The following is a 24,797-nucleotide window of genomic DNA, read 5'->3' on the forward strand; positions in this document are numbered from 1 at the left end:
ACTGATCGAGAGCGGTGAGGTCGCCGAGGCCACCCGCGCCGGGCGCCGGGCGCCGGGCCATGCTCGCCCAGGACGCGCGTGTCTGCGCCCGTGGGAGCTATCCGCTGCGCGACTGGCTAGTGCCGGTGCTCTATCAGCAAGAGGCACTGGTTCTGCCCGTGGCCGAGCTGCGATTCGCCCCCGAGCGCGTGGAGCGCCTGCCCGAGGAGGCGCGCAAGCTCGGCGATTACGGTTTCATCGGCCGCCAGCGTGCCATCCAAGCACTGGAGCGCGCGGTCCTGACCCAGCCCCAGGCGGCACTGCTGATCCACGGCATGGCCGGGGTGGGCAAGAGCACCCTGGTCATGGGCTATCTGCGCTGGCTGGAGCAGACCCAGGGTTTGGGCGACCCGGAGGAGGGCGCTCCGTTCGCCAGCGTCCTCTGGCTCGGCTTCGAGGACATCCGCAGCGCCGAGTTCGTCGTCAATGCCCTGGTCGAGCCACTATTCGGCCATGCCGCCACCGCCGCGCCTCTGGACGAAAAGCTCCCGGCCCTGACCCAGGCATTGCGCGATACGCCACTGCTTATCGTCTGGGACAACTTCGAGTCCGCCGCCGGTATCCCGGGTACCGAGGTCACGCCCCAGCTCCCGGAGACCGACCGCCAGCAGCTCGGCGCATTGATCAAAGGGTTGCGCGGGGGCAAGAGCCGGCTGCTGCTCACCAGCCGCTCGCGCGAGACCTGGCTCGCCACCACGGCGGTCTATCGGCTGCCGCTGGGCGGCCTGCAAGGGGAGGAGCGTTGGGAATACTGCAACGCCGTGGTGGCGGACCTGGGGCTCCGACCCAAGCGCGAGGATGCCCACTACGGCGCGCTGATGGACGCGCTCGACGGCCACCCGCTGGCCATGCGCGCGGTGCTGCTGCGTCTGGGCGAGACCTCGGCCGAGACGCTCCTGGCGGAGCTTGAAGCCGCCTTCGCCGGCTCGGAGGGGGATGAAAGCACGCGACGCATCTTCGCTGCCCTGGCGCTACTGGACGCGGGCCTGCCGGACGCCTTCGCCCCGCTGCTGCAACTGATCGGACTGCACCGGCGCTATGTGGATATTGATGACTTGGAGCAGATCGCCGAACGCGCAGGCACGCCGGTGACGCGCGAGACCCTGAACCCGTGTCTCGCAGCGCTCGAGACCGGCGGCCTGCTGCACCATGAGGGGCAGGGCATCTATCGCATGCATCCGGCCCTGAGTGGCTTTCTCGCCGACCGTCATCCGGCGACGGAGGCGGCGCAACGGGGATTCGTCGATTTCATGGGCCGTTACGCCGATCAATTGGCCCCCAAGGAACTGCACGAGCAGCGCGGCCACTTCGCCATCCATGGTGCGAGCTTTCACCAGGCACTGGGGCTGGCGAGCGGGTTGGGCATGCAGGTCCCTGTTCTTGCGCTCACCCAGTCGCTAGCGGCTTTCGCCCTGAACCGGCGGGATCTCGCCGCCGCCCGGCAACTCTTCGAGGCGCAGGCAACACAGGCCGAGGCGGCAGACAATCAAGAAATGTTGGCTGGCGCCTACCACCAATTGGGGGTGATCGCCGAGGAGCAACGCGATTTCGCCAGCGCCGAGGCCTGGTACCGGAAGTCGCTGGCGATCAAGGAGCAACAGGGCAACGCGCACGGGGCGGCGACGAGCTACCACCAATTGGGGATGATCGCCGAGGAGCAACGCGATTTCGCCAGCGCCGAGGCCTGGTACCGGAAGTCGCTGGCGATCAAGGAGCAACAGGGCAACGCGCACGGGGCGGCGACGAGCTACCACCAGTTGGGGAGGATCGCCGAGGAGCAACGCGATTTCGCCAGCGCCGAGGCCTGGTATCGGAAGGCGCTGGCGATCGATGAGCAACAGGGCAACGCGCACGGGGCGGCGACGAGCTACCACCAGTTGGGGAGGATCGCCCATGAGCAACGCGATTTCGCCAGCGCCGGTGCCTGGTTCCTCAAGGCCATCGAACGCTTGGCCCAGTCCAATGACTCGCATTACCTGGGCATCGCCGTTCGGAATTTCGCCCGCCCCCTGCAAGCGGCGGACGCCCCGGTCCAGACCGCCCTTCGGCAAGACTGGCGGGAGGCCGGATTGGATCGACTCATCACACTCGAAGACCTCGAACGCCAACTCAGGGAGCAAGAACCGAATGACTGATCCAGCACTCACCGATGCCCGAATCTCGGGTCTGTTGCGCACCCTCGCCACGGCCGATCCGGATTTCGATGCCTTCGCGCAACGCTATGCGAGCCTCGCCGCGCAGCCGATCCCCGAGGATCAGGCGGCCGCGCTCTCTCGCGAGCTGCTGGACGTGTTGCGCGAATCGCCCGAGCAGGGGGAGCGTATCGATGCGCTGGCCCAGACCGCCGATCCACAGCGCTTCGACGGCGGCCTGGTCAGCAGCGTGCCGGTGCTGGTCGCCATCACCTTTCTGCTGCGCACCCACATCCGCTTCAAGCGCCATGCCGACGGCACGTGGGAGCTGGAGATCGAGCACAAACCGGCGGACAGCAAGCTGCTGACCCAGTTGCTCCAGAAGCTATCCAGTTTGCTGCCGGGTGGGGAGGGGTGAGGCTGTCCGCATCGGTTGGTGCCAACAGATCCCCTGATTGTTGCTGGTGCGAGGCAACAGGCTGCTCCACAACGCGCTGTGCCAGCCGTCCGTCTTCCAAGGGCGCTGCATAGGCGCATGTCGACACTGGACTTAAGTGCGCTAGCGCACCGAAGTCACGGTCTGTTCGGAATAGAGTGCGGAGAACCGGGGGATCGTAGGCGGACCGAGGTCATGCAGGTTCAGCGTCGAGCCCGATTGATCTCGCCGCACTCGATCTGACACGCCCGGCATCGGTCGTTGCGCCCAGTCCCTTAAGAGCCGATGGCAGCATTGTGGCGTAACGACAGCGGAACTCACCGCACCCCTAACAGGTAATGATGATGAAAAAGCTCGCGGCACTCATTTTTCTGATCGCAATGGCTGGATTGTCCGGCTGCAATACCATCGAGGGCGCAGGCAAGGACATTCAAAGCGGTGGTGACGCCGTGAGCGATACGGCCAGGGACGTCAAAAATGAGATGTGAAGCGGTACGAAGGACGTGGCCTCCGCAGGAAAATAGCAGTAAAGCACCGCTTTCCGGTTCGGTTATCTGGTCGGGCCGGGGCGCCGACATGGATACCCGGAAATCTTGTCACCCGCTGTCGAGAGATCACCCATGACCAAGGAACGAAAAAGCAACAAAGAAGCAAAGAAAAAACCGGAGCTGACGCTGAAAGAAAAGAGGAATGCGAAGAAGACCAAAGAGGAGTCCAAGACCGTGCTGGGTAACGTCAAGGGCGGACTGGTCTAGTCGTAGGACGGAAGCAACACCTTGGTTTTCTTCACTGTCGGTTCAGCTCCAAGAGGCTGATTTTCAGATGTCTCGATCGCCGTAGCCAGTCGGGGCGATCATGCCGCTGCAGAGCGTCGATCCTGCTACGCCGGGATCGCGCGGCTTTGCAGGGCGAAGCTCGGTCAGACGGATCCGAACTCACGAGCCTGAACAGCGTTGGCGAGAGGAGGCGACGCGGTCATGTTGGGGTTCGCTCCTCACCCAGGTAGGATATTCCGTAGATCGCCTAAGGGTTTGACGTGTGCGGTCTACCCTTCTAGCGAGCTCTTGCCAACAAACCTGGGAAGTCAGTGCGCTGCAATCATAAAAACGCAGTCAATCCTTCGTCTTGGCCTTTGTCGCCTGCGCTGCGGTTCTACCGGTCAGGCTCAAGGCGAGTCGTCACGGTAGGACTTTGGGTGCATGGGTCTACCGACGATGATGGCTGCTGATCACGCATCAGATCGGGCTGAACGCCGCGGTTCAACCTCGATTTCGGGGAAAAACGGCTCATTCTCTAGTATCCAATCTCTCGTTTTTTGGTGTTGGATCCTGCCAACACCAAAAAGAAGATTCGAGTAGTGTATAGATATCTCATTCGGGAAGAGCCCCCTGCTTCCCGGCCGACGACATTCTAAGGAGTACGGTGATGGCCTCAGAACCGATCATCCGCGCCATGACGCGCAACGAGCTGGACATCCTGGTGGACTGGGCCGCCGAGGAGGGCTGGAATCCAGGACTCAATGACGCCCAGATCTTCTGGGATACCGACCCTGATGGGTTTATCGCCGCCGAGCGGGACGGGGAGTTGATCGGCGGCGGTTCCATCGTCGCCTATGGCGAGCGCTTCGGTTTCATGGGGTTCTTCATCATCCGTCCCGATCAGCGTGGACAGGGGCTCGGTCGTCACCTTTGGCACATCCGTCGCGATCGCCTCAGCGAGCGCCTTCGCGAGCCGGTCATGATCGGCATGGACGGTGTGTTCGGTATGCAGGACTTCTATTCTCGTGGCGGCTTCGTACTGAGTCACCGGGATCTGCGTTTCGAAGGGGTTGGTTTTTCGGTCAAGCGGGATGCGCGTCTGGTCGATCTGGCCGAAGTGCCCTTCGAGCTCCTGGCCAGCTACGATGCCGCCCACTTTCCCGCGCCGCGCGAGGAGTTCCTGCGCGCCTGGATCGCCCAGCCCGGCAGCCGCGCCCTTGGAGCGATGGATGGCGTCGGGCTTCAGGGATACGGCGTCATCCGCCCCTGTCGCCAGGGCTTCAAGATCGGGCCGCTGTTCGCCGCCGACATCCAGACCGCCGAGGTCCTGTTCTACGGGCTCGTCGATCATGCGCCCGGCGCGCCTATCTTCCTCGACGTGCCCGAGAACAATCCCCAGGCATTGGCGCTCGCCGCGCGCCATGGTCTGCACGAGGTTTTCGGGTGTGCCCGCATGTACCTCGGTCCCTTTCCGACTGTGCCAGACGCGGAGGTTTTTGGGGTCACCACCTTCGAACTCGGTTAGCCATGGATGTTTGGCATCCGCGCGATCTGCAGGGGTATGGCCGCCATCCACCCCATCCGCACTGGCCTTGCGGTGCGCGTCTGGCTCTGCAGTTCGTCGTTAATGTGGAGGAGGGCGCCGAGCGCACGCTCCTCAACGGTGACGACGGTTCGGAGGACTATCTGTCCGAGCTGTCCGGCATCCAGCGGCGTCTCGGACAGCGCCATTTCAGCGCGGAAGGGCTGTACGACTATGGCGCCCGGGTCGGCTTCTGGCGTCTGCTGCGTCTGTTCGACGAACGTACGATCCCCTTCACCGCCTTCGCCTGCGGGCGGGCGCTGGAACTCAATCCCGAGATCGGCGCCGCGCTCGGCGAACTGGGACACGAGGTCGCCGGTCACGGCTACCGCTGGATCGACTATCGCGATGTCGACGCGGCGACCGAGCGCGAGCACATCGCTCATACCTGCCGGATCATCGCCGAGACCTGCGGCCAACGACCGGTCGGCTGGTACAGCGGACGGGTCAGCCCCAACACCCGCAGGCTCCTGGTGGAGCATGGCGGCTTTCTCTACGACTCCGACGCCTACGACGACGAGCGGCCCTATTGGTTGAGCGAGAGCGGCCAGTCTCACCTGATCGTGCCATACAGCCTGATTACCAACGACATCCGTTATCTGCTGTCTCCCGGCTGTGCCACGGGGGACGATTTCTTTATCCTGCTGCGCGATGCCTTCGACATGATGAGGGTAGAGGGGCGGGAGCGCCCGGCCATGATGAGCGTCGGGCTGCATGCGCGGATCAGCGGTCATCCGGCGCGGGCGCAGGCCCTGGCGCGTTTTCTCGACTATGCTGCCGGATTCGATGATATCTGGTTCTGTCGCCGGCGCGAGATCGCCGAGCATTGGATCGCGCACTTCGAACAGCCGGCGGCCAAGCGGAGCACTGCATTATGAGTCTTTCACCGATTTCAGGTTTCGAGCTCAACGACATGGGGCGAAGTCGCATCGGTCCGCACGGCCGCGCGGGCGCGGTTCTGATTGCGGTGCTGCTGGGCATGTTCCTCGGCGGTTGCGCGCAGCCGTTCGGCACGACTCGACCGCCCCTGACGCTCCGAGTGACCGCACCGATCGAGATCCCCCCGCAGCGTGCGCACGCGATCCTGCAAGGCGGACGATTGGCCAACTACGGCAACCGGACCGAGCCGTATTGCGAGCTGGAGGTCCGCCAGGTGTCGGGCGACGAGCCCCAGTGGGTCAGGCAGGGCGAGTTCCAGGTCGGTCGCATCAGTCAGCAGGTCTTGATCGATCCCACGACCCGGATTCCGGACTTTCTCGTGACTAGGGGCTGTTCGGACCCGGTCTTCCAGGAAAGCGTCTGGTGGCTGGAATCGCGCGTGCCGAGCGAGGTGCTCTTTCTGCGCTGTATTGCGCCTTACTTCGATTGCCACTTCGGACCGCCGCTTTCGGTCGATCAGGTCCAGCAGGTGGTTGGCGACTATCTGAGCGTCGGTATTGGCGAGCCGCTCCCAGGGATCGCCAATCCTTCGGCCGAGGTCAGTACGCGATGAGTTAGGATGCAAGCCGCTCGATGTCTGCTACCGGTTGGTCCCTGGACCGCATAAAATAGGCCGCTTAGGATAGTCGAGTCGAACCAACTCTCATGCCAGAAACGGGTCAGCCATTCGGGTTCAGCCCTGCCGCGCGTTTCCTGCTGGTCGCCGGTGCCTTCGTCGTGGTCGTTGCCGGACTCAAGGCCGCCGCAAATCTGATCACGCCCTTCCTCCTTGCGGTTTTCATCGCCGTGGTGCTGCAGCCGCCTATCCGCTATCTGCGCGCGCGCGGTCTGCCCGGCTGGGCGGCCATGCTGCTGGTCGTGGCGGTACTCATCGGCGTTGGCGGCGCCATGGTCGGACTCTTCAGCAGTTCGCTGAACGCCTTCAACACGAGCCTTCCGGACTATCAGGAGCGGCTCAAGGCCATGACCGAAGAAGCCGCGAGCTGGTTGGATCTCGTCGGGGTGCACATCTCAAAGGATGCGCTGAACTCGATGGTCGACCCCGCACGCACCCTCGGTCTGGCGGGCGATCTGATCAAGGGGTTGGGTGGGGCGCTGGCCAACGCCTTCCTCATTCTGCTGACGGTCGTCTTCATCCTGCTGGAGGCCAACAGCCTGCCGAACAAGCTCCGGGCGGCCCTGCGCGCGCCAGAGATTTCTATGGGGCACCTGCGCGAGGTGCTCCAGACCATCAATCGCTACATGTTCATTAAGGCCAATACCAGTTTGGCCACCGGGCTGTTGATCTGGATCTGGCTGACCTTTTTGGGCGTCGATTTCGCGGCCATGTGGGCGACCCTCGCGTTTCTGCTCAACTTCGTGCCCACCATCGGTTCGATCATCGCCGCCGTTCCTGCGGTGCTGCTGACGTTGGTTCAGCTCGATCTGGAATCCGTACTTCTGGTGGCCATCGGTTACCTTTGCGTCAACGTCCTGATCGGTAGCTTCGTCGAGCCGCGCGTCATGGGACGCGGACTCGGACTCTCGACACTGGTCGTCTTCGTCTCCTTGGTCTTCTGGGGCTACGTCCTGGGTTCGGTCGGCATGCTTCTCTCGGTTCCGCTGACCATGGCGCTCAAGATCGCGCTCGACGCCAATCCTCAGACCCGCCCATTCGCCATCATGCTCGGCCCGGAGATCGAGGCCAAGCACGCCTTCGACTCGGCTCGACGCGAGATCTCGGGAATGGACAAGGACCAGACCTAGAATTTCACGCAGTCGACGAAGTAACGTACCTCGCCGTCGACGGTTTCCTTCACCAGTCCGTGGATATCGGTCTCGAAACCGGGGAAGCTGGTGTTGAATTCGCGAGCGAATTGGAGGTAGCGGACGATGGTGGCGTTGAACCGTTCACCTGGAATGAGCAGCGGGATACCGGGCGGGTAGGGGGTCAGCAGCACGCTGGTGATGCGCTCCTCCAGATCGTCGATGCTGACCCTGTCGATCTCGCGATGCGCCATTTTGGCGAATGCGACGGCCGGTTTCATGGCCGGGACGAAATCGGAGAGATACATTTCGGTGGTCAGGTGGGCGACGTCGTTGGCCTTGTAGATGCCGTGGATCTGGTCGCAGAGATCGCGTAGCCCGACCTTTTCGTAGCAGGGATAGGCCTGGATGAACTCGGGCAGCACGCGCCACAGCGGCTGGTTGCGGTCGTAGTCGTCTTTGAACTGCTGCAGCTCGGTCACCATGGTGTTCCAGCGGCCCTTGGTGATGCCGATGGTGAACATGATGAAGAAGGAGTAGAGGCCGGTCTTCTCGACCACGATGCCGTGCTCGGCCAGATACTTGGTGACGACACCCGCCGGAATGCCGGACTCGGCGAACTCGCCGTCGACGTCCAATCCAGGGGTGATGACGGTCGCCTTGATGGGGTCGAGCATGTTGAAGCCGGGGGCCAGGTCGCCGAACCCGTGCCAGCGGTCGCCGGCCTGCAGGACCCAATCTTCGCGATCGCCGATGCCTTCCTCGGCCAGATAGTCCGGTCCCCAGACCTTGAACCACCAGTCGTCTCCGAACTCCGCATCGACCTTGCGCATGGCGCGGCGGAAGTCGAGCGCCTCCATGATGGATTCGTGTACCAGCGCGGTTCCCCCCGGCGGCTCCATCATGGCGGCAGCGACGTCGCAGGATGCAATGATGGCGTACTGCGGGCTGGTGGAGGAATGCATCAGATAGGCCTCGATGAAGCTGTTGCGATCGAGTGTTCGAGATGCGGATTCCTGCACCAGGATCTGAGATGCCTGTGAGAGTCCTGCCAGCAATTTGTGGGTCGATTGGGTGGCGAAGACCATGGATTCGTCGCAGATCGCCCGATTCTGTCCGATGGCGTGCATGCCGACGTAGAAGTCGTGAAAGGAGGCATGCGGCAGCCATGCCTCGTCGAACAGCAGGGTGTCGATCTTGCCGTCCAGCAGCGATTTGATGGCGTCGACGTTGTAGAGCACGCCGTCGTAGGTGCTTTGGGTAATCGTGAGCACGCGCGGCTGGGACTTGATGCCCTTGGCGAAGGGATTGGCATCGATCTTCCGCTGGATGTTCTCCGGGCGGAATTCATCGAGCGGGATCGGACCGATGATCCCGTAATGATTGCGCGTCGGCATGAGGAACACCGGGATCGCGCCGGTCATGATGATCGAGTGGAGGATCGACTTGTGGCAGTTGCGGTCCACCACGACGATGTCGTCCGGTGCGACCGTCGAATGCCAGACGATCTTGTTCGAGGTCGAGGTGCCGTTGGTGACGAAGAACAGGTGGTCGCAGTTGAAGATGCGCGCGGCGTTGCGCTCCGAGGCCGCCACCGGTCCCGAATGGTCGAGCAATTGTCCCAGCTCGTCGACGGCGTTGCAGACGTCGGCGCGCAGCATATTCTCGCCGAAGAACTGGTGGAACATCTGTCCGACCGGGCTCTTGAGGAAGGCGACGCCGCCGGAGTGTCCGGGGCAGTGCCAGGAGTAGGAGCTGTCTGCGGCATAGTGGGTGAGGGCGCGGAAGAAGGGCGGCGCCAGGCTGTCAAGATAGGCTCGGCACTCGCGCATGACATAGCGCGCGATGAACTCGGGCGTGTCCTCGAACATATGGATGAAGCCGTGCAGCTCCTTCAGGACATCGTTCGGGATGTGGCGAGAGGTGCGGGTTTCGCCGTAGAGGAAGATGGGGATGTCCTCGTTGCGGACCCGAACCTCCAGCACGAACTCGCGCAGGGTGGCGAGCGCCTCCTGGATCTCTTCCGGCGAGCCGCTGCCGAACTCCTCGTCATCGATCGAGAGGATGAAGCAGGAGGCGCGGCTTTGCTGCTGGGCGAACGACCTCAGGTCTCCATAGCTGGTGACTCCGAGGACCTCTAGGCCCTCGCTTTCGATCGCCTTGGCGAGGGCGCGAATGCCAAGACCGCTCGTGTTCTCGGAGCGGAAGTCCTCGTCGATGATGACGACTGGAAAGCGAAAACGCATCGCGTTCTCCTGAATGAGAATCAAAATACCCTGGGGATGCTAGACCCTAGAAGCCGGTGTTTGAACCGCAAAGGCGCAAAGAGCGCGAAGATATTCTTTGCGTCCTTCGCGCCTTTGCGGTTCAAGTCTTATGGAAGTCGAATGGGGCTGCCTTGGGCCGGGCAGCCGTTCTCGATCAGCGCGGTTTGGGGGCGACGGCGATCATGGGATTCGCCGCAGAGACCGTGACGGTGGCCGTCGATTCGGCCAGTTCCGTCTCCAGATCGCGCACGCTTCCATCGAATGAGCCCGCGCTGCCCGGCTCGATCTCCTTGACCTCGGTCGGCAGACCGATTGTGTCGAGGATGGCGATGAACGGCTCAGGATCCAGCTCCTCGACGTTGACCATGGTCTTGGTGTCCCAGGTGCCATCGGCGATCAGCATGGCGGCGGCCACCGGCGGTACGCCAGCGGTATAGCTGATGCCTTGCGACTCGACCTCCTCGTAGGCGGCCTTGTGGTCCGAGACCTGATAGATGAAGACCTCGCGCGGCTTGCCGTCCTTGACGCCCTTGACGAAGTTGCCGATGCAGGTCTTGCCGGTGTAGTTGGGCGCCAGCGTCTTGGGGTCGGGAAAGAGCGCCTTGACCACCTTGAGCGGCACCACTTCCTGGCCGTCGGCGAGCGTGACCGGCAGATGGTTGAGGAAGCCGAGCGTGCGCAGCACGGTGAAGACGTTGATGTAGTGATCGCCGAAGCCCATCCAGAAGCGGATGCTCTCGGCATCGATGTTCTTCGACAGCGAATGCAGCTCGTCGTGACCGTTAAGATAGATGGGCGAGGGGCCGACCACCGGCAGGTCGTAGACGCGCTTGACGGTGTGGGTCGGATACTCCTTCCACTGGCGGTCGATCCAGGTCCAGACCTTAACGAACTCGCGGAAATTGATCTCGGGATCGAAGTTGGTCGCGAAATATTTGCCGTGGCTGCCGGCGTTGACGTCGATGATGTCGATCGTCTCGATGGTGTCGAAGTAGCGCTTGACCGCCAGGGCGCAATAGGCGTTGACCACGCCGGGATCGAATCCGGCACCGAGGATGGCCGTAACGCCCTTCTCGGCGCAGCGGTCCTTACGCTTCCACTCGTAGTTGGCGTACCAGGGCGGGTTTTCGCAGACCTTGTCCGGGTCCTCGTGGATGGCGGTGTCGATGTAGGCGACACCGGTCTCGATGCAGGCCTCCAGGATCGACATGTTGAGGAAGGCCGACCCCAGGTTGATCACGATCTGGGAGTCTGTTTCCTTGATCAGCGCGACGGTCGCCGGAACGTCTAGCGCGTCCAGTTGGCGCGCGTAGAGCTTGCGGGACGCATCCTTGACGTGACCTTTCCGCTGGATGCTCTCGATGATCTCCTCGCACTTGGACAGGGTCCGCGAGGCGATGCAGATGTCACCGAGGACATCGTTGTGCATCGCGGCCTTGTGGGCGGCGACATGGGCGACGCCGCCGGCGCCGATGATGAGGACATTCTCTTTCATGCTTTATCTTCTCGCTCAGGAAAGACTGCGTTTGAAATCGTCGTAGCCGAAGGTGCGGATCACCTCGATCGTTCCGTCAAGACGACGGACCGCGATCGAGGGCATGGCAACCCCGTTGAACCAGTTGGTCTTGACCATGGTGTAGCCGCCCGCGTCGGCGATACGGATCTCGCTGCCGACGCGCAGGGGTTCCGCCAGCTCGAACTCGCCGAAGATGTCGCCCGCCAGACAGGTCCGGCCGGCAATCATGACGCGATGCGTGCCCGCTCCTGGAGCGGCGACCGACGGCGTGGTTCGATAGACCAGATGATCCAGCATGTGCGCCTCCAGGGAGGCATCGATGATGGCGATATCCAGCTCGTTGTGAACCACGTCGATCACGGTCGTCACCAGTTCGGTGCTGTGAGTCACGGCGGCCTCGCCGGGTTCCAGATAGACCTGGATGTCGAACGCCTGGCTGAACTCGCGCAAGGCCGCGCAGAAGCGATCCAGCGGATAGTCGGCACTGGTGAAGGATAGACCGCCGCCTAGGCTGACCCACTCCATGCGCTGCAATAGGTCGCCGTATTCGCGCCCAATGGTGTCGAGCGAGGCGCAGATGCTCTCGATCTCGGTGTTCTCGCAGTTGAAATGGAACATGAGCCCCTTGAGCAGTGGGGCGACCTCGGTGAGTGCGTCCTTGTCCGCGACGCCCAGTCGCGAATAGCGGCGCGCCGGATCGGCGAGATCGAAGTGCGAATAGCTGATCCCCGGATTGACTCGCAACCCCAGGTTGCGACCCTCGACCTCGGCGTGATACTGGCGCAGCTGCGAGAGCGAATTGAAGATGATCTTGTCGGCGAACTCGGCAACCGCCTTGACGTCGTCGCGGGAGAATCCAACGCTGTAGGCATGGACCTCCTTCCCGAATTCCTCGTAGCCCAGACGCGCCTCGAACAGCGAACTGCTGGTGGTTCCGTCCATATACTGACGCATCAGATCGAAAACGCACCAGGTCGAGAAACACTTGAGCGCCAGCACCGACTTGGCGCCGGATGCCTCACGTACCTGCTGGATGATTTCGAGGTTCTTCTGGAGTCGGGATTCGTCGATCAGATAATAGGGCGTCGGCAGATCTTTCATTGAGATGTTCGGAGATCGTCGGGGGTGTCTTTTCGGGGGCGTGAAGTCTAGCATCGATCTATTTCAAAAAAAGGGCAACGCGCCGCATCCGCCTGGCTTGGGTGCAGCGTAGCGAAACCTGGGGACCGCATTGAGGGGCCAGCCCCGATATCCAACGACGAGGCCAACCTGGAAACAGACCATGCCAAGACCTGAAACTCCGCTCATCGCTGCCGATATATTGATCGAGCTCATCGATCGCCCCGAGCGCCCGATCGTGCTCATTGAACGTCGTTTTCCACCTCACGGCTGGGCGATCCCCGGCGGTTTCGTCGATGTTGGCGAGTGGGTGGAGTCGGCGGCCGTCCGTGAGGCATTGGAGGAGACGTCGCTCAAGGTGAACCTACGCGCCTTGCTCGGCATCTATTCGGATCCGCTTCGCGATCCTCGCGGCCACACGGTGACGGCGGTCTATGTGGCCGAAGCAAGCGGAGAGCCCAGAGCCCAGGACGACGCCAAGAACTTGGCGATCGTTTCGCTGGGCGATCTACCCGGCGAGCTCGCCTTCGACCATGCGCTGGTGCTCGATGACTATCGACGCTTCCGCGAAACGGGGGTGGCCGCGCCTCTTCGATTCGACACCGATCGGGATTTTACCTGACCAACGCCGTCGTTCACCTGAACCGCGCCCTCTCGGCCTGTTTCGTATCGGATCGTTCGAATGCCTTGCTGAGATTCTGGTTTTGCGGGTTGGTGCTCTTCAACATCAATGCCGGTAACCTACGATGAGTGAGATTTCTAGGTCGGATGCCGCAGGGAAGGAACAGATGATTCGGAAATTGAGTATCACCCAGGTGATCGAGAACGCAGCCGGCGCGCCAGGGTTGCTCGCTGAACATGGCGCGGCCTTCCTCGTCGAAGCCGACGACCAGTGCCTGCTGTTCGATACCGGGCAGGGCATGGTGCTGAGACACAATGTCGAGCGCCTGGAAATAGCGCTCGAACGGGTCGAGTCGATCATCCTCAGCCATGGCCATTACGACCACACGGGTGGTTTGCTCACCGCCCTAGAACTTACCGGCCCGGTCGATCTCTATCTGCATCCAGAGGCGCTGAGCCCAAAATACAACCGCAATGGTCGCGCGATCGGTTCTCCCGTTGAGGATCTGGAGACGCTGCGTCCTCTGACTCGGCGTCTCGTCGCGTCCACTGAGCCGACCCAAGTCGCGCCCGGCATCCTGCTCACCGGAGAGATTCCCCGCACCCATCCCATCGAGGATACCGGCGGTCCCTTCTATCGCGATGCCCAATGCACCGAACCGGATGCGTTGGCGGACGATCAGGCAATGGTCGTGGATACATCGGCGGGGTTGGTGGTTTTGCTCGGGTGTGGACATTCCGGGTTGGTGAATACGCTCGACTGGGTGCGGGAGCTGTTACCGGATCGTCCACTGCATGCGGTCCTGGGTGGCATGCATCTGCTCCGCGCGGATCGCGACCGCCTGGACTTTACCGCTCAGGCACTCGCCGAGCGTGAGGTTGCCTATCTGGCTCCCAACCATTGCACCGGGCTGGCTGCAATCTGTCATCTTCGCCAACGTTTCCCGATCCAGTTCAGGGAGTCGCCTGCTGGAACGCGACACGATTTCGGTCATCCGGACGTGCGCTGAGGTCATGTTCACCATGAAGCGCCTCAATGTATCCAATGCGGCTGTTCAAGGGCTGATCGCATGTTTGATTGCGCTGCTGTTTTCGCTCGCAATCTATTGGTACAGCCTGCGCGACGCGGGGCAGAGCTTTTTTAGTGCCCTCGCTTTTCGGGAAGACGCTCAACTCGCCTTGAAGGCGTCCACGCTCGATCGCGAAATCCAACATCTGAAGCAGATGACGCAATTTCTCGCGGCGCTACCGCCCATTCCTGGGATCGGGCGGACGCTCCTACACGGCGGCGTCGATCCGGTCAATGGCGAGACATTCAGCGTTTGGAAAGGTCGGCTCGATCAAATTTATCTAGGTTTTCTGAAGGCCGAGCCCAGGGTCTATCAGGTGCGTCTCATCGGGGTGCATGACGGAGGGCGTGAACTCGTCAAAATCGAACGATCTTCGAATGAAGAGCCGGTCGTCACGCCGTCCGAAGCGTTTCGGCGCCAGGCTCATCAAGCCTATTTTATCGATGCCGTCCAGAGTGCGTTGGGGACCTTGGTCGTCTCCGAGATCGCTCTCAATCAGGTCTACGACGGGCGCGAAACGTCCTTGTGGCCAACGTTGCAGTTCTCGACGCCCGTGGCGAACGAGAAGGGCGAAATCTTTGGCGTTGTCGTCGTCGACTACGATCTGACCTCGATACTGAAGAAGCTGCAAAATACCGATGGCGACAGCCATTATTTTCTGACGAATGCGCATGGACAGTATCTGCTTCATCCGGACGATGCGATGCTCGGGCACCGACATGCGCAAGACGATGTTGTTCGCTGGCGCGATGAGTTCAAACGATTGCCGCCCTCAATGCTTCCGACAGGATTCGAGGGTGGCCAGTTGGTAAGGGACTCGGTCTCCGAGAAGGCGTTCCTCTATTTCGAGCGCGAAATCCTTGGGCTCGGCGAGGGGCATGAAATCACCTTGCGAGCGATCTATCCAGTCGCCACGGCGATACAACGTATCAGGAGCGATGCCCTGTGGGCGATCCTGATCATCGATTTGATCGTCTATCTCTTGATCGCCTTGATCGCCTGGCTCTACTCGCGCACGCTCGCGCTACAGCACCAGGCACAGCTTCAACTCGCCTTGAATCAATCATTGGAACGGGCGCGCGAGGCGGCCGATCTGGCGAACCAGGCCAAATCCGAATTCCTCGCCAACATGAGCCATGAGATTCGAACCCCGTTGAATGCCGTATTAGGGTTGAGTCACCTGTTGGGGCTCGGGAGCATGGGGCACGAACAGCGTGAGTACGTCGCCAAGATTCAATCGGCCGGCAAGGCGTTGCTGGGAATCGTCGACGACATTCTCGACCTGTCCAAGATTGAGGCGGGCGAGCTATCGATAGAGTGCGTTCCATTCAATATCGTCGATCTCTGCGACGAGTCGGTGCGTATCGTATCGGGAGCGGCCGAGCGTAAAAATCTGTCACTCAAACTGACGATGGACCCGAAAATCCCGATCCTGCTGCTCGGCGATCCGATTCGGCTGCGTCAGATACTGCTGAATTTGCTCAACAACGCGGTGAAATTCACCCGATCCGGTGGTATTGAGCTGCGGGCGACGATTTCGGACTTGTGCGAGCACCATGGCTTCTTGTGCCTGGAGGTCGCGGATACCGGAATCGGTATTCCCGACGAGCTTCAAGAGATGCTGTTTCGGCCTTTCGTTCAGGTGGACGGCTCCATCACGCGCCGTTTTGGCGGAACCGGCTTGGGTCTGACGATTGTGCGCCAGATTACCGGTCTGATGGGCGGAACGGTCGAGGTCGAGAGCCAGGAGGGCGTCGGCAGCACCTTTTGCATCCGGGTCCCAGTCAATGTGCCGGGCGCGCAACAGCTCGATACGTTTGATTTGAAATTTAAACGTTTGGAGATCCTCATCGCGGAGGATGACGAAAATCAGCGCCGGGCCTTGATCGCTATGGCAGTCTCGCTGGGATGGCATGCCGAGGGGGTTGCGGACGGTCTGGCCCTCGTCGAGCGCGTGCTCGAGCGCGAAGCCTCCTCGGTCCCGGTCGATTGTCTGCTGTTGGATTGGCGGATGCCCAATTTGAACGGCCTGGAGGCATTGCACAAGCTTTGGAAGGTGCTCGGCTTGCAGCGGATTCCGGGGGCCATCGTGGTGACTGCGCAGGAAATCGAGGCGTTGAAAGCGGAGCCTCATGCCGATTTGGCGGACAGCATTCTGCAGAAACCGATTGCCCCCTCGTCCCTGTTCAATCAGGTGAACGAGGCCGTGGTCAAACGCCGTGGCTCTAACGATCGTGTCCTTGAGGGCTCGTCATTTCGATCGGCCGGTATTCAATGGCTGGCGGGCGTCAAGCTGTTGTTGGTGGATGACAGTGAACTCAACGTCGACGTCGCGCGACGGATACTGGAGCGTCAGGGCGCCTCTGTCTGGGGATGCACGAACGGATTGGAGGCGGTGAATTGGCTCTCGGATCCCCGCCATCAGGTCGATGCCGTGCTCATGGATGTGCAGATGCCGGTCTTGGATGGAATTCTCGCGGTCCAGCGGATCCGGCGCGAATTGCAGTTGACGCGGCTTCCGATCATTGCACTTACGGCAGGAGCGCTGTCGAGCGAGCGCCAACGCGCGTTGGATGCGGGCATGAACGATTATGTTACCAAGCCGTTCGAGCCGGACCAGATGGTACGCGCCTTGCGCCGACACATCGAGGCGGCTCGCGGTACACCTTTGCCCACGGCGCATGACGCCTCCTCGGAAGAAGGGACGTCGCCCCATTGGCCCAGCATTCCGGGGTTGGCGATGCCGGAGGTCGAACACCGCATGGGAAGCGATTGGTCGCTGTTTCAGGCGACGTGCAGGGGTTTTCTGACGGAGTTCGCCGATTTCCAAGAGGCATCGCCGGTTCCGATGAATGAGTCCGAACGCGCCGTGCTCGCCGATCGTCTTCACAAGCTGGCGGGCAACGCGGGGCTCATCGGGGCACGAGAACTCCTGGGCGTGGCCAAGGAGTTCGAGTCGAGAGTCAGGCGTCCGGGGCAGGCCGATTGCCATGTGTGCGCGACGACGCTTGCCGACGCGTTGCGCTCGGTGGCGGAGGCGGTGTCACCCTATCTCGATGATGCCAGTGCCGCCTCTGTCACGCAGGAGGTCACGCCGGCAACGGACGCGGAGATCGCCTCGCTGATGGCGACCTTTGCAGAGCGCAATCTGGCCTCGGTGGCGGCATTCGATGCACTCGGTCCGAGGTTGAGGGCGCGGTTGTCCGAGGATCGCTTCCGCGAACTGGACGCATCGGTTAGGGCGTTGCAATGCGAGCAGGCGATGCGGATCCTTTTGGAATCGATCCCATCGCTTGCGGATCTGTCCGATTCGCAATCCAACTCGGGGGCAGCTTCTTGAGCAAGATCCTCATCGTCGATGACGCGCCAGAGAACATTTTGGTGCTCGGAAAATTCCTGATGCACCGTTTCGAGGTCCTGATCGCCACCTCGGGCGAGGAGGCGCTGTCGGTCGTCCGCGAGCATTCGCCGTCGCTGATCCTGCTCGACGTCAAGATGCCAGGGATGGATGGCTATCAGGTGCTATCGAGGTTGAAGGCGGACCCGGAGATGCGGCGGATTCCGGTCATCTTCGTCACTGCGGACAATAGCTGCAAGGGCGAGACCGAGGCTCTGCGCAGCGGCGCGGCGGATTTCATTCACAAGCCGGTGAATCTGGATGTGCTCGAATCGCGCGTGTCATTGCAGCTTGCCCTTCGGCATCAGGAACAGGCCCTGCTAGAACTCAACGAGGCGCTCGAATGCAAGGTCGAGGCGCGCACGCGCGATCTGCGGATCGCGAAGGAGGAGGCGGAGGCGGCTAACAGCGCCAAAGGCAATTTCCTGCGCAATGTGTCGCATGAAATGCTGACGCCATTGCATCAGATCTCGGGTCTGCTTCAGCTGATTCAGATGAAGGCCGATCCACCTCAGATCACCACTTGGGTCGAGCAGGCTGCGGATTCCACACGGCGACTGACGGCGATGATCAATTCGGTTCTGCAGGTGGCCCAGATGGATTCGCGGCTGACGACGATCGATGTGGCGCCGGTCGATCTTTCCGCGCTCATCGACGCGGTGGTCGGGGAGTTGCAGGAAGCGGTTGCGGCGAAGCATCTGTCGCTGGATCTGCGTCTCGAGCCACTGCCCGCGTCTTTGGTGTCTGATGCCTCGCTCATCCGCTCGGCCTTGTACGCCTACCTGGATAACGCGATCAAATTCACCGAGAAAGGCGGAATCGAGATCGCAGTGGACCTTGTGGAATCAGCGGGCGATGAGGTTGTCGCGCGGTTTTCGGTCAGCGATACCGGAATCGGTTTCGATCTGGATGTTCAGAAGCGTCTCTTCCGTCTGTTCGAGCAGGGTGACAATTCACTGACCCGGCCGTTCGAGGGGGCGGGTCTGGGGCTGGTCACGGTCAAGAAGATCGCCGAGCGTCTGGGCGGAACGGCTGGCTGCGAAAGCACACCGGGAGTGGGAAGCCGATTCTGGTTCTCGGTGCGCATGATGGTCAACCGATAGGCGCCGTCCGGCGCTGCGATGCCTTTGCACCGGGCTGGAGCAGTCGGGACGCGGAACCGCGCCACGCTTGGGCGTTTTCGGGGTATATACTAGCTGACCTTGGCAAGAGCCCCGCCAGGGGCTTCCTTACGTATTTAGTTAGAAGCCCTGGGGGCGTATCGAGTGTCAACTGAGTTTTTGATGGGTAACGAGGCGATCGGCTTGGGTGCGATCGCTGCGGGTGTGGGCGTGGTGACCGGCTATCCGGGCACGCCATCGAGCGAGATCCTTCCGACGATCGCCCAACGCAATCCGGGCGGTATCCATGTCGAGTGGTCGACCAACGAAAAGGTGGCCCTGGAGGTGGCGGCTGGCGCGGCCTATGCTGGGGCGCGAACCCTGGTGACCATGAAACAGGTCGGGCTGAATGTGGCCTCCGATCCGCTGATGAGCCTCGCCTATGTCGGCGTCAAGGGTGGAATGGTGATCGTCGTCGCCGACGATCCGGGTCCCATCTCCTCCCAAACCGAGCAGGACACCCGCACCTTCGGGCTCTTCTCCAAGCTACCGGTCTTCGATCCCGCCTCTCCGGAGGAGGCCTACGCGATGATCGGCGATGCCTTTGCGCTCTCCGAGCGTTACGGGACCCCGGTGCTTTTTCGTCCGACGACCCGTGTCTGCCATGGCAATGCACCGGTCGAGGTCGGGGAGAGCGGTGCGCCGTCCGCGCCCGAGGGCTTCGTCAAGGATCCCAAGTGGGTCATCTTTCCCCGGCTCGCCTATCAGAGCCACCTGCGGATCGAACAGCGGCTTCCCCAAATTGCCGAGGAATTCTCGGACTATCGCTTCAACCGCTTGAGCGGCTCGGGCCGACTCGGTATCGCCACCCAGGGTATCAGCGGCGCCTATGTCGCCGAGGCATTGGCCGCGCTGGGCGATGCCGTCCCGGAGCACAAGCTGCTGCGGGTCGCCACGCCGCACCCGTTCCCACGTCGCATGGGGCTCGAGTTCCTCGAAGGATTGGACCAGGTGCTGGTCGTCGAGGAACTGGACCCGGTGATCGAGCGCGAACTGCAGCGGTTGGCGGGCGAGTGCCATATTCCGGTGAACGTGCTCGGCAAGGGCAGCGGTCATGTCCAGCAGGCGGGTGAGAACAGCGTCGAGTCCGTGACCCAGGCGTTGGCCGGGTTCCTCAGGGTTGAATGCACGCCGGCCGCGACCTGCGCCGCCGCGCCAGACATCCAGGTTGCCGAACCTCCAGTGCGTCCACCGGTGCTCTGTGCCGGCTGTCCGCATCGCGCCTCCTTCCTGGCGGTCAAGGAGGCGATGCGCAAGCGCAAGGCGGTTTTCGGTGGCGATATCGGCTGCTATACGCTCGGCAACGCCAAGCCGCTCGATATGGTCGACACCTGTCTCTGCATGGGCGCGAGCGTTACGGTCGCCCAGGGTCTCCATGTGGTCGAACCGGATAAGGTGCATTTCGCCTTCATCGGCGATTCGACCTTTTTCCATACCGGGATTCCCGGCGTCATCAATGCCGTCTACAACCAAACCCCGATCGTGCTGGTTGTCCTGGACAACTCCACCACGGCCATGACCGGTTTGCAGCCGCATCCGGGAACGGGCGAAACCATGATGGGTACGATCGCCAGTAAGATCGACATCGCAACCGTGCTGCGCGGTCTGGGTGTCCAGCATATCGAATCCTGCGATCCGCTCCAGCACGAGGCGTCCAAGGAGGCGGTGTTGCGTGCGGTCGAGGCCACGGCGAATGGCGTCTCCGCGCTCATCTTCGAGGCACCCTGCATCCATGTGGCGCCGTCCGGGCCGCGCTATGTGATCAACGAGGAGGCCTGTCGCTGCAATCTCTGCGTCACCCGGCTCGGCTGTCCGGCCATCAGTCGGGTCGATGGCCAGATGCGGATCGACGACGACCTTTGCTACGGCTGCGACCTCTGTGCGCAGATGTGCCCCTTCGATGCCATCGAACGGATCGCGCCAATGGAGGAGGGACGATGAGCCTGCGTACGAACATCATCATCGCCGGGGTCGGCGGTCAGGGCACGGTGCTGGCATCCAAGCTGGTGGCGCGCGCTGCCATGGATGCAGGACTTCAGGTCCGCACCTCCGAGACCATCGGCATGGCGCAGCGTGGAGGCTCGGTCGTGAGTCATCTGCGCGTTTCCGAGACCCCCATCGCCTCGCCGCTCATGGCTCCCGGCATGGCCGACGTTCTGATCGGCTTCGAGCCAGGCGAGGCGGTGCGCAGCCTCGGCTATCTGCGTCCGGGCGGCACCATCGTCACCAATGCGCATCCGGTCGCGCCCGTCGCAGCGTCCCCGGCCAGCGCCATCTACAGCGGCCAGTCGATGCTGGAGCGGCTCGACGGCTGCGGCGCGCGACTGGCCATAGTCGATGGTGACGCCATCTGCGCCGAGGTCGGCTCGACGAAGGTGCTGAACGTCGCCTTACTCGGCGCTGCTGCGGCACTGGGTGCGCTCGGCTTTACGCTAGAACAGCTCGAAAACGCCATCCGTGAATCGGTGCGCGCGCGTTTCGTCGATCTGAACATTCAGGCATTGCATGCGAGCGCCAGATCCATGAGCGCCCCCGCCTAATCACCGACAACGCCTTCTAGGCGAGAGTAGAGAGAACCTCCGTGAGCGAATCCCCATTCAAAACGCCGGCACAGCTCGATGCCATGCTCGGTCTGGTCAACGGAATCACCGACAAAAGCCCCTTCTATCGCGAGAAATTCGCGGGCATCGATCTCAACGGCATTCGAGGCTGGGAGGATTTCGAGCAGCTTCCATTCACCGAAAAGGCCGATTTGCGCGACGCCTATCCGCTTGGTCTGCAGGCCGTGCCGGACGAGGAGGTGGTGCGCATCCACTCATCTTCGGGGACGACAGGCACCCCGGTCATCATTCCCTATACCCAGCAGGACGTTACGGATTGGGCCGAGATGTTCGCCCGCTGCTACAGCATGGCTGGCGTGACCAACAGGGATCGAATCCATGTGACCCCGGGCTACGGTCTTTGGACGGCTGGGCTCGGTTTTCAGGCCGGTGCGGAGCGGATCGGCGCTATGGTCATCCCGATCGGTCCGGGCAACACGGATCGTCAGTTCAAGATGATGATGGATCTCAAGAGTACGGTGCTCTGTGCGACCTCGTCCTACGCGCTGTTGCTGGCCGAGGACATCGAGCGGCGCGGTATCGGCGACAAGATCCATCTGCGCAAGGGCATCATCGGTTCCGAGCGCTGGAGCGACAAGATGCGCCACCGTATCGCCAACGAACTGGGCGTTCAGCTCTACGACATCTATGGACTGACCGAGGTCTATGGTCCGGGCATCGGCATCTCGTGCGATCACGAATGCGGCATGCATTACTGGAACGACTTTCTCTATTTCGAGATCATCGATCAGCACAGCGGCAATCCGGTGCCGGAAGGGGAGATCGGCGAACTGGTCATCACCACGCTGCGTAAGCAGGGCGCGCCACTCGTTCGTTACCGCACCCACGATCTGACGCGTTTCGTCCCCGGCGACTGTCCCTGCGGCTCGCCCTTCCCGCGCATCGACGACATCCTTGGCCGCACCGACGACATGGTGAAGGTGAAGGGCGTCATCGTCTATCCGGCCCTGATCGACGAGATTCTGCACCAGATCGAGGGCGCGAGCAGCGAGTTCCAGGTCATGATCGACCATCTCGAAGGCAAGGATGTCATGACCGTCCTCTTCGAGACGCTGCCAGGCGCGCACCTGGAGGGTGTCGAGGCCGAACTGCGTCGTCTCTGCAAGGAGCGTGTCGGACTGAGCGTCGTTCCCAAGGCGGTCGCCATCGGCGATCTGCCGCGTAGTGAAAAGAAGACCTCAAGGGTGTTCGATAACCGCTATTGAGTGTTCACCGTGGTGTCAAGGTTCGAAATGGAACCTTGAGCCTAACGCTCCAAAACGTGAAGCTGGGGGTCCAGACCAAGATCGCACAAGGATGTGCATCCCTATCAATACGCTAACGCTCGCTGCACCTGCCTGGTGAAGACAGGATCCTTGCACCTCGTTATGGGCAATCCGTCGAGGGCGAGGCAAGATTCCAGTGGATGCGCACACGATCGAGCAACTTGAACCCGAGGCATCATCCGCGCCTGTGGGCCTCATCCCAAGCCAATCTGGGTAACGCCTTCCTAAAGCGAATCGTCGGCGATCCGCGCGAGAACATCGAGCGTGCCATCGATCACTACCGGTGTGCACTGACGATCTTCACCCCCCATGACTATCCGGACCTCTACTGCCGCTGTGCGGCGAACCTCGCCCACGCCTACGAGATTCGGATCGCCGGTGATCGGGAAGAGAACATGGAGGATGCGATCGCGCTCGGCCGCCTGGCGCTCAGAATCCATGAAGCGCTTCCCGACAATACCGAATGGGCGCGTCTCCATAACAATCTGGGGAGCATGTACCGCTCGCGAATCGCCGGGGATCGGGCCGAGAACGTCGAATCCGCCATCGGGCACTATCGAGCGGCGCTGCGCGTTTGGAAGCGCGCCGGTTTTGCCGACGACTGGGCGCGCGTGCAGCATAACCTCGGCGTTGCCTACCGCAAACGCGCTCGGGGCGATCCTGAGGCCAACCTGAAGCGCTCTCGGGGCCATCTGCGCGCGGCACTTTCGGTGCGCACGCTCGAACGCTTCCCCTCGGATTGGTTGCGCTCCCAGCACAGCCTGGCGTTGACCGAGACGCAGACCGGCAACTGGCCGCAGGTCGAGCGCATCGCCCGTGACGTCATGTACTTCCTGGGGGATGCCATCGCCGGACTCGGCAACTGGTACGAGATGCGTCGTCTGATCGGTGCCGCCAGCGCCACCAAGAATCTTGGAGTGCTCGCCATCGCCGAGCAGGGAAATCTGGCGGATGCGTTCGCATTTCTGATTCAGGGGCGGGGGCTCGTGCATCGGGCGCTGCTTGGGGCCGGACAGACATCGGGTGCGCTCGACGCGGGCGATGCCGATCCGAGTGTTCCACCTCCAGGGGAGGCCGTTATCGCCTTCTGCGTCCCGCCCCTTGACGGGCGCGACTTGCCGGTGTTCGTCGCCTGCCCGGATGATCGGGCGCAACCCGTGCGGTGGGTGCGTTTGACCGGACTCGACCGCGCGGCCTTGGAGTCGCTCTTCGAGCGCAAGGCGGGCCGTGAATCGAGCTGGCTCGACGGCTACCAGATGCTTCTCGATCAGGGCGATTCCATCGCATTTTCCCAGGCCATGGAACGGGTCGCGCAGGTTCTGGACGGGTATCTCGCCCCGCTGTGGCAAGTCCTGGATGCCTTGCCGGCATCGGTTCGGCGCTTGCGTATCGCTCCCTCCGGGGTCTTATCGCTGTTTCCTCCATCGATGTTGCGCGGCGGCGAGAGAGAGATCTTGAATCGCTTCGATCTGGTGAGCGCTGTGGGAGGGCGATCGAATGCCTCGACGTTCGCCGCGCGAGATACTGGTCGGCGCCGGTTGCTTTCGGTCGCGGATCCCACCGGCGACCTGCCTCACTGCCGGGCCGAGGGAGACATGCTCAATGCCCTGTTCGAGAGTGATGCGAGTCTGCTGGGCGAGCGCGCCACCAAGCGGCGCGTGCTGGACGCCATCTCCAGTGCCGGACCGTTGGATTACCTGCACTTTGCCTGCCACGGCCGCTTTCGGTGGCGCCACCCCGAGGCATCCGGTCTGCTGATGGCCGATGGCGAGGTCTTGCACCTGTCTGAGATCCTGGGGCGCATCCGCCTCGGGTCCGAGACGCTCGTGGTTCTATCGGCCTGTGAGACCGGGATCGCCGAGTACCGCGAATTGCCCGACGAGACCTATGGTCTGGCGCTCGCCTTTCTCGGTGCCGGTGCGAGCGCGGTCATCTGCTCTCTGTGGCCGGTGTCGGATCGATCCACCAGGCTTCTGATGCTCAAGCTGTACGAATACCTGCATGCCGGTGTATCGGCCCCAGCCGGAGTTAATGTCAAATCTGGTGTATGGCCTCCATCAGGCGGCGATCCGATCTGACTGATCGTTCACTTGCTCTCCATCGCGGAACGGGACGTTATTGACGACCAG

General features: G+C 62.1%; 19 protein-coding genes. 16 read left to right on the forward strand and 3 right to left on the reverse strand.

From position 1 onward, the window contains the following. Window positions 1–59 precede the first annotated feature (59 nt). From THIDRDRAFT_RS09625 to THIDRDRAFT_RS09655, 8 genes are all read left to right on the forward strand, one after another. On the forward strand, window positions 60–2,174 hold the full coding sequence (locus THIDRDRAFT_RS09625) for a tetratricopeptide repeat protein (protein WP_007040644.1): 2,115 nt from the start codon (window positions 60–62) through the stop codon (window positions 2,172–2,174). After that, window positions 2,167–2,589 carry a hypothetical protein gene (locus THIDRDRAFT_RS09630; protein ID WP_007040645.1) on the forward strand — a complete coding sequence of 141 codons (423 nt, stop codon included), beginning with the start codon at window positions 2,167–2,169 and terminating at the stop codon, window positions 2,587–2,589. The genes THIDRDRAFT_RS09625 and THIDRDRAFT_RS09630 overlap by 8 nt, the downstream gene beginning before the upstream one ends. 359 nt (window positions 2,590–2,948) lie before the next feature. Continuing rightward, window positions 2,949–3,095, forward strand: a complete 147-nt coding sequence (locus THIDRDRAFT_RS09635; protein WP_007040646.1) for an entericidin A/B family lipoprotein — start codon at window positions 2,949–2,951, stop codon at window positions 3,093–3,095. A gap of 132 nt (window positions 3,096–3,227) precedes the next feature. Then, on the forward strand, window positions 3,228–3,362 hold the full coding sequence (locus tag THIDRDRAFT_RS27095) for a hypothetical protein (protein ID WP_007040647.1): 135 nt from the start codon (window positions 3,228–3,230) through the stop codon (window positions 3,360–3,362). A gap of 670 nt (window positions 3,363–4,032) precedes the next feature. Then, entirely contained in the window at window positions 4,033–4,890 is an 858-nt protein-coding gene (locus tag THIDRDRAFT_RS09640; protein WP_007040648.1) for a GNAT family N-acetyltransferase, read from the forward strand. Window positions 4,891–4,892: 2 nt separating this feature from the next. Beyond that, complete coding sequence (locus THIDRDRAFT_RS09645; RefSeq protein ID WP_007040649.1) at window positions 4,893–5,825, forward strand: polysaccharide deacetylase family protein; 933 nt, start codon at window positions 4,893–4,895, stop codon at window positions 5,823–5,825. Next, window positions 5,822–6,439 carry a hypothetical protein gene (locus THIDRDRAFT_RS09650; RefSeq protein WP_007040650.1) on the forward strand — a complete coding sequence of 206 codons (618 nt, stop codon included), beginning with the start codon at window positions 5,822–5,824 and terminating at the stop codon, window positions 6,437–6,439. The genes THIDRDRAFT_RS09645 and THIDRDRAFT_RS09650 overlap by 4 nt, the downstream gene beginning before the upstream one ends. A 92-nt stretch (window positions 6,440–6,531) precedes the next feature. Then, the gene (locus THIDRDRAFT_RS09655) at window positions 6,532–7,632 is read left to right on the forward strand and encodes an AI-2E family transporter (RefSeq protein ID WP_007040651.1); all 1,101 of its coding nucleotides are present in this window, start codon (window positions 6,532–6,534) and stop codon (window positions 7,630–7,632) included. Here the strand turns inward: THIDRDRAFT_RS09655 and THIDRDRAFT_RS09660 are convergent. The 3 genes from THIDRDRAFT_RS09660 to nspC all read right to left on the reverse strand — a co-directional run bounded on the left by THIDRDRAFT_RS09660 (window position 7,629) and on the right by nspC (window position 12,516). Next, complete coding sequence (locus tag THIDRDRAFT_RS09660) at window positions 7,629–9,878, reverse strand: arginine/lysine/ornithine decarboxylase (RefSeq protein ID WP_007040652.1); 2,250 nt, start codon at window positions 9,876–9,878, stop codon at window positions 7,629–7,631. The two genes, THIDRDRAFT_RS09655 and THIDRDRAFT_RS09660, sit on opposite strands and share 4 nt — an antisense overlap. Window positions 9,879–10,053: 175 nt before the next feature. Continuing rightward, window positions 10,054–11,394 carry a saccharopine dehydrogenase family protein gene (locus THIDRDRAFT_RS09665; protein WP_007040653.1) on the reverse strand — a complete coding sequence of 447 codons (1,341 nt, stop codon included), beginning with the start codon at window positions 11,392–11,394 and terminating at the stop codon, window positions 10,054–10,056. Between the two features lie 15 nt (window positions 11,395–11,409). Further along, window positions 11,410–12,516 (reverse strand): carboxynorspermidine decarboxylase, encoded by a 1,107-nt coding sequence (nspC, locus tag THIDRDRAFT_RS09670; protein ID WP_007040654.1) that lies wholly within the window; start codon window positions 12,514–12,516, stop codon window positions 11,410–11,412. Between the two features lie 181 nt (window positions 12,517–12,697). On the opposite strand from nspC, the gene THIDRDRAFT_RS09675 reads away from it, so the two are divergent. From THIDRDRAFT_RS09675 to THIDRDRAFT_RS23745, 8 genes are all read left to right on the forward strand, one after another. Beyond that, window positions 12,698–13,156, forward strand: a complete 459-nt coding sequence (locus THIDRDRAFT_RS09675; RefSeq protein ID WP_007040655.1) for an NUDIX domain-containing protein — start codon at window positions 12,698–12,700, stop codon at window positions 13,154–13,156. A gap of 166 nt (window positions 13,157–13,322) precedes the next feature. Further along, complete coding sequence (locus THIDRDRAFT_RS09680; RefSeq protein WP_007040656.1) at window positions 13,323–14,165, forward strand: MBL fold metallo-hydrolase; 843 nt, start codon at window positions 13,323–13,325, stop codon at window positions 14,163–14,165. A gap of 13 nt (window positions 14,166–14,178) precedes the next feature. Continuing rightward, complete coding sequence (locus THIDRDRAFT_RS23740) at window positions 14,179–17,565, forward strand: hybrid sensor histidine kinase/response regulator (protein WP_007040657.1); 3,387 nt, start codon at window positions 14,179–14,181, stop codon at window positions 17,563–17,565. Then, window positions 17,562–18,725 (forward strand): ATP-binding response regulator, encoded by a 1,164-nt coding sequence (locus tag THIDRDRAFT_RS09690; RefSeq protein ID WP_007040658.1) that lies wholly within the window; start codon window positions 17,562–17,564, stop codon window positions 18,723–18,725. The genes THIDRDRAFT_RS23740 and THIDRDRAFT_RS09690 overlap by 4 nt, the downstream gene beginning before the upstream one ends. Before the next feature lie 180 nt (window positions 18,726–18,905). Further along, window positions 18,906–20,723, forward strand: a complete 1,818-nt coding sequence (iorA, locus tag THIDRDRAFT_RS09695; protein ID WP_007040659.1) for an indolepyruvate ferredoxin oxidoreductase subunit alpha — start codon at window positions 18,906–18,908, stop codon at window positions 20,721–20,723. Then, on the forward strand, window positions 20,720–21,322 hold the full coding sequence (locus THIDRDRAFT_RS09700) for an indolepyruvate oxidoreductase subunit beta (protein ID WP_007040660.1): 603 nt from the start codon (window positions 20,720–20,722) through the stop codon (window positions 21,320–21,322). Before iorA ends, THIDRDRAFT_RS09700 begins: the two co-directional genes overlap by 4 nt. 41 nt (window positions 21,323–21,363) lie before the next feature. Then, the gene (locus tag THIDRDRAFT_RS09705) at window positions 21,364–22,608 is read left to right on the forward strand and encodes a phenylacetate--CoA ligase family protein (protein WP_007040661.1); all 1,245 of its coding nucleotides are present in this window, start codon (window positions 21,364–21,366) and stop codon (window positions 22,606–22,608) included. 200 nt (window positions 22,609–22,808) lie between these two features. Further along, entirely contained in the window at window positions 22,809–24,746 is a 1,938-nt protein-coding gene (locus tag THIDRDRAFT_RS23745; protein WP_007040662.1) for a CHAT domain-containing protein, read from the forward strand. Window positions 24,747–24,797: the final 51 nt, after the last annotated feature.

The organism is Thiorhodococcus drewsii AZ1, assembly GCF_000224065.1.
Classification (GTDB): Bacteria; Pseudomonadota; Gammaproteobacteria; order Chromatiales; family Chromatiaceae; genus Imhoffiella; species Imhoffiella drewsii.

Excerpts from the sequence above, each read along its gene's own strand:
- THIDRDRAFT_RS09625 (WP_007040644.1), top strand. The coding sequence starts at position 60 with ATGCTCGCCCAGGACGCGCGTGTCTGCGCCCGTGGGAGCTATCCGCTG.
- THIDRDRAFT_RS09630 (WP_007040645.1), top strand. The coding sequence starts at position 2,167 with ATGACTGATCCAGCACTCACCGATGCCCGAATCTCGGGTCTGTTGCGC.
- THIDRDRAFT_RS09635 (WP_007040646.1), top strand. The coding sequence starts at position 2,949 with ATGATGAAAAAGCTCGCGGCACTCATTTTTCTGATCGCAATGGCTGGA.
- THIDRDRAFT_RS27095 (WP_007040647.1), top strand. The coding sequence starts at position 3,228 with ATGACCAAGGAACGAAAAAGCAACAAAGAAGCAAAGAAAAAACCGGAG.
- THIDRDRAFT_RS09640 (WP_007040648.1), top strand. The coding sequence starts at position 4,033 with ATGGCCTCAGAACCGATCATCCGCGCCATGACGCGCAACGAGCTGGAC.
- THIDRDRAFT_RS09645 (WP_007040649.1), top strand. The coding sequence starts at position 4,893 with ATGGATGTTTGGCATCCGCGCGATCTGCAGGGGTATGGCCGCCATCCA.
- THIDRDRAFT_RS09650 (WP_007040650.1), top strand. The coding sequence starts at position 5,822 with ATGAGTCTTTCACCGATTTCAGGTTTCGAGCTCAACGACATGGGGCGA.
- THIDRDRAFT_RS09655 (WP_007040651.1), top strand. The coding sequence starts at position 6,532 with ATGCCAGAAACGGGTCAGCCATTCGGGTTCAGCCCTGCCGCGCGTTTC.
- THIDRDRAFT_RS09660 (WP_007040652.1), bottom strand. The coding sequence starts at position 9,878 with ATGCGTTTTCGCTTTCCAGTCGTCATCATCGACGAGGACTTCCGCTCC.
- THIDRDRAFT_RS09665 (WP_007040653.1), bottom strand. The coding sequence starts at position 11,394 with ATGAAAGAGAATGTCCTCATCATCGGCGCCGGCGGCGTCGCCCATGTC.
- nspC (WP_007040654.1), bottom strand. The coding sequence starts at position 12,516 with ATGAAAGATCTGCCGACGCCCTATTATCTGATCGACGAATCCCGACTC.
- THIDRDRAFT_RS09675 (WP_007040655.1), top strand. The coding sequence starts at position 12,698 with ATGCCAAGACCTGAAACTCCGCTCATCGCTGCCGATATATTGATCGAG.
- THIDRDRAFT_RS09680 (WP_007040656.1), top strand. The coding sequence starts at position 13,323 with ATGATTCGGAAATTGAGTATCACCCAGGTGATCGAGAACGCAGCCGGC.
- THIDRDRAFT_RS23740 (WP_007040657.1), top strand. The coding sequence starts at position 14,179 with ATGAAGCGCCTCAATGTATCCAATGCGGCTGTTCAAGGGCTGATCGCA.
- iorA (WP_007040659.1), top strand. The coding sequence starts at position 18,906 with ATGGGTAACGAGGCGATCGGCTTGGGTGCGATCGCTGCGGGTGTGGGC.
- THIDRDRAFT_RS09700 (WP_007040660.1), top strand. The coding sequence starts at position 20,720 with ATGAGCCTGCGTACGAACATCATCATCGCCGGGGTCGGCGGTCAGGGC.
- THIDRDRAFT_RS23745 (WP_007040662.1), top strand. The coding sequence starts at position 22,809 with ATGCGCACACGATCGAGCAACTTGAACCCGAGGCATCATCCGCGCCTG.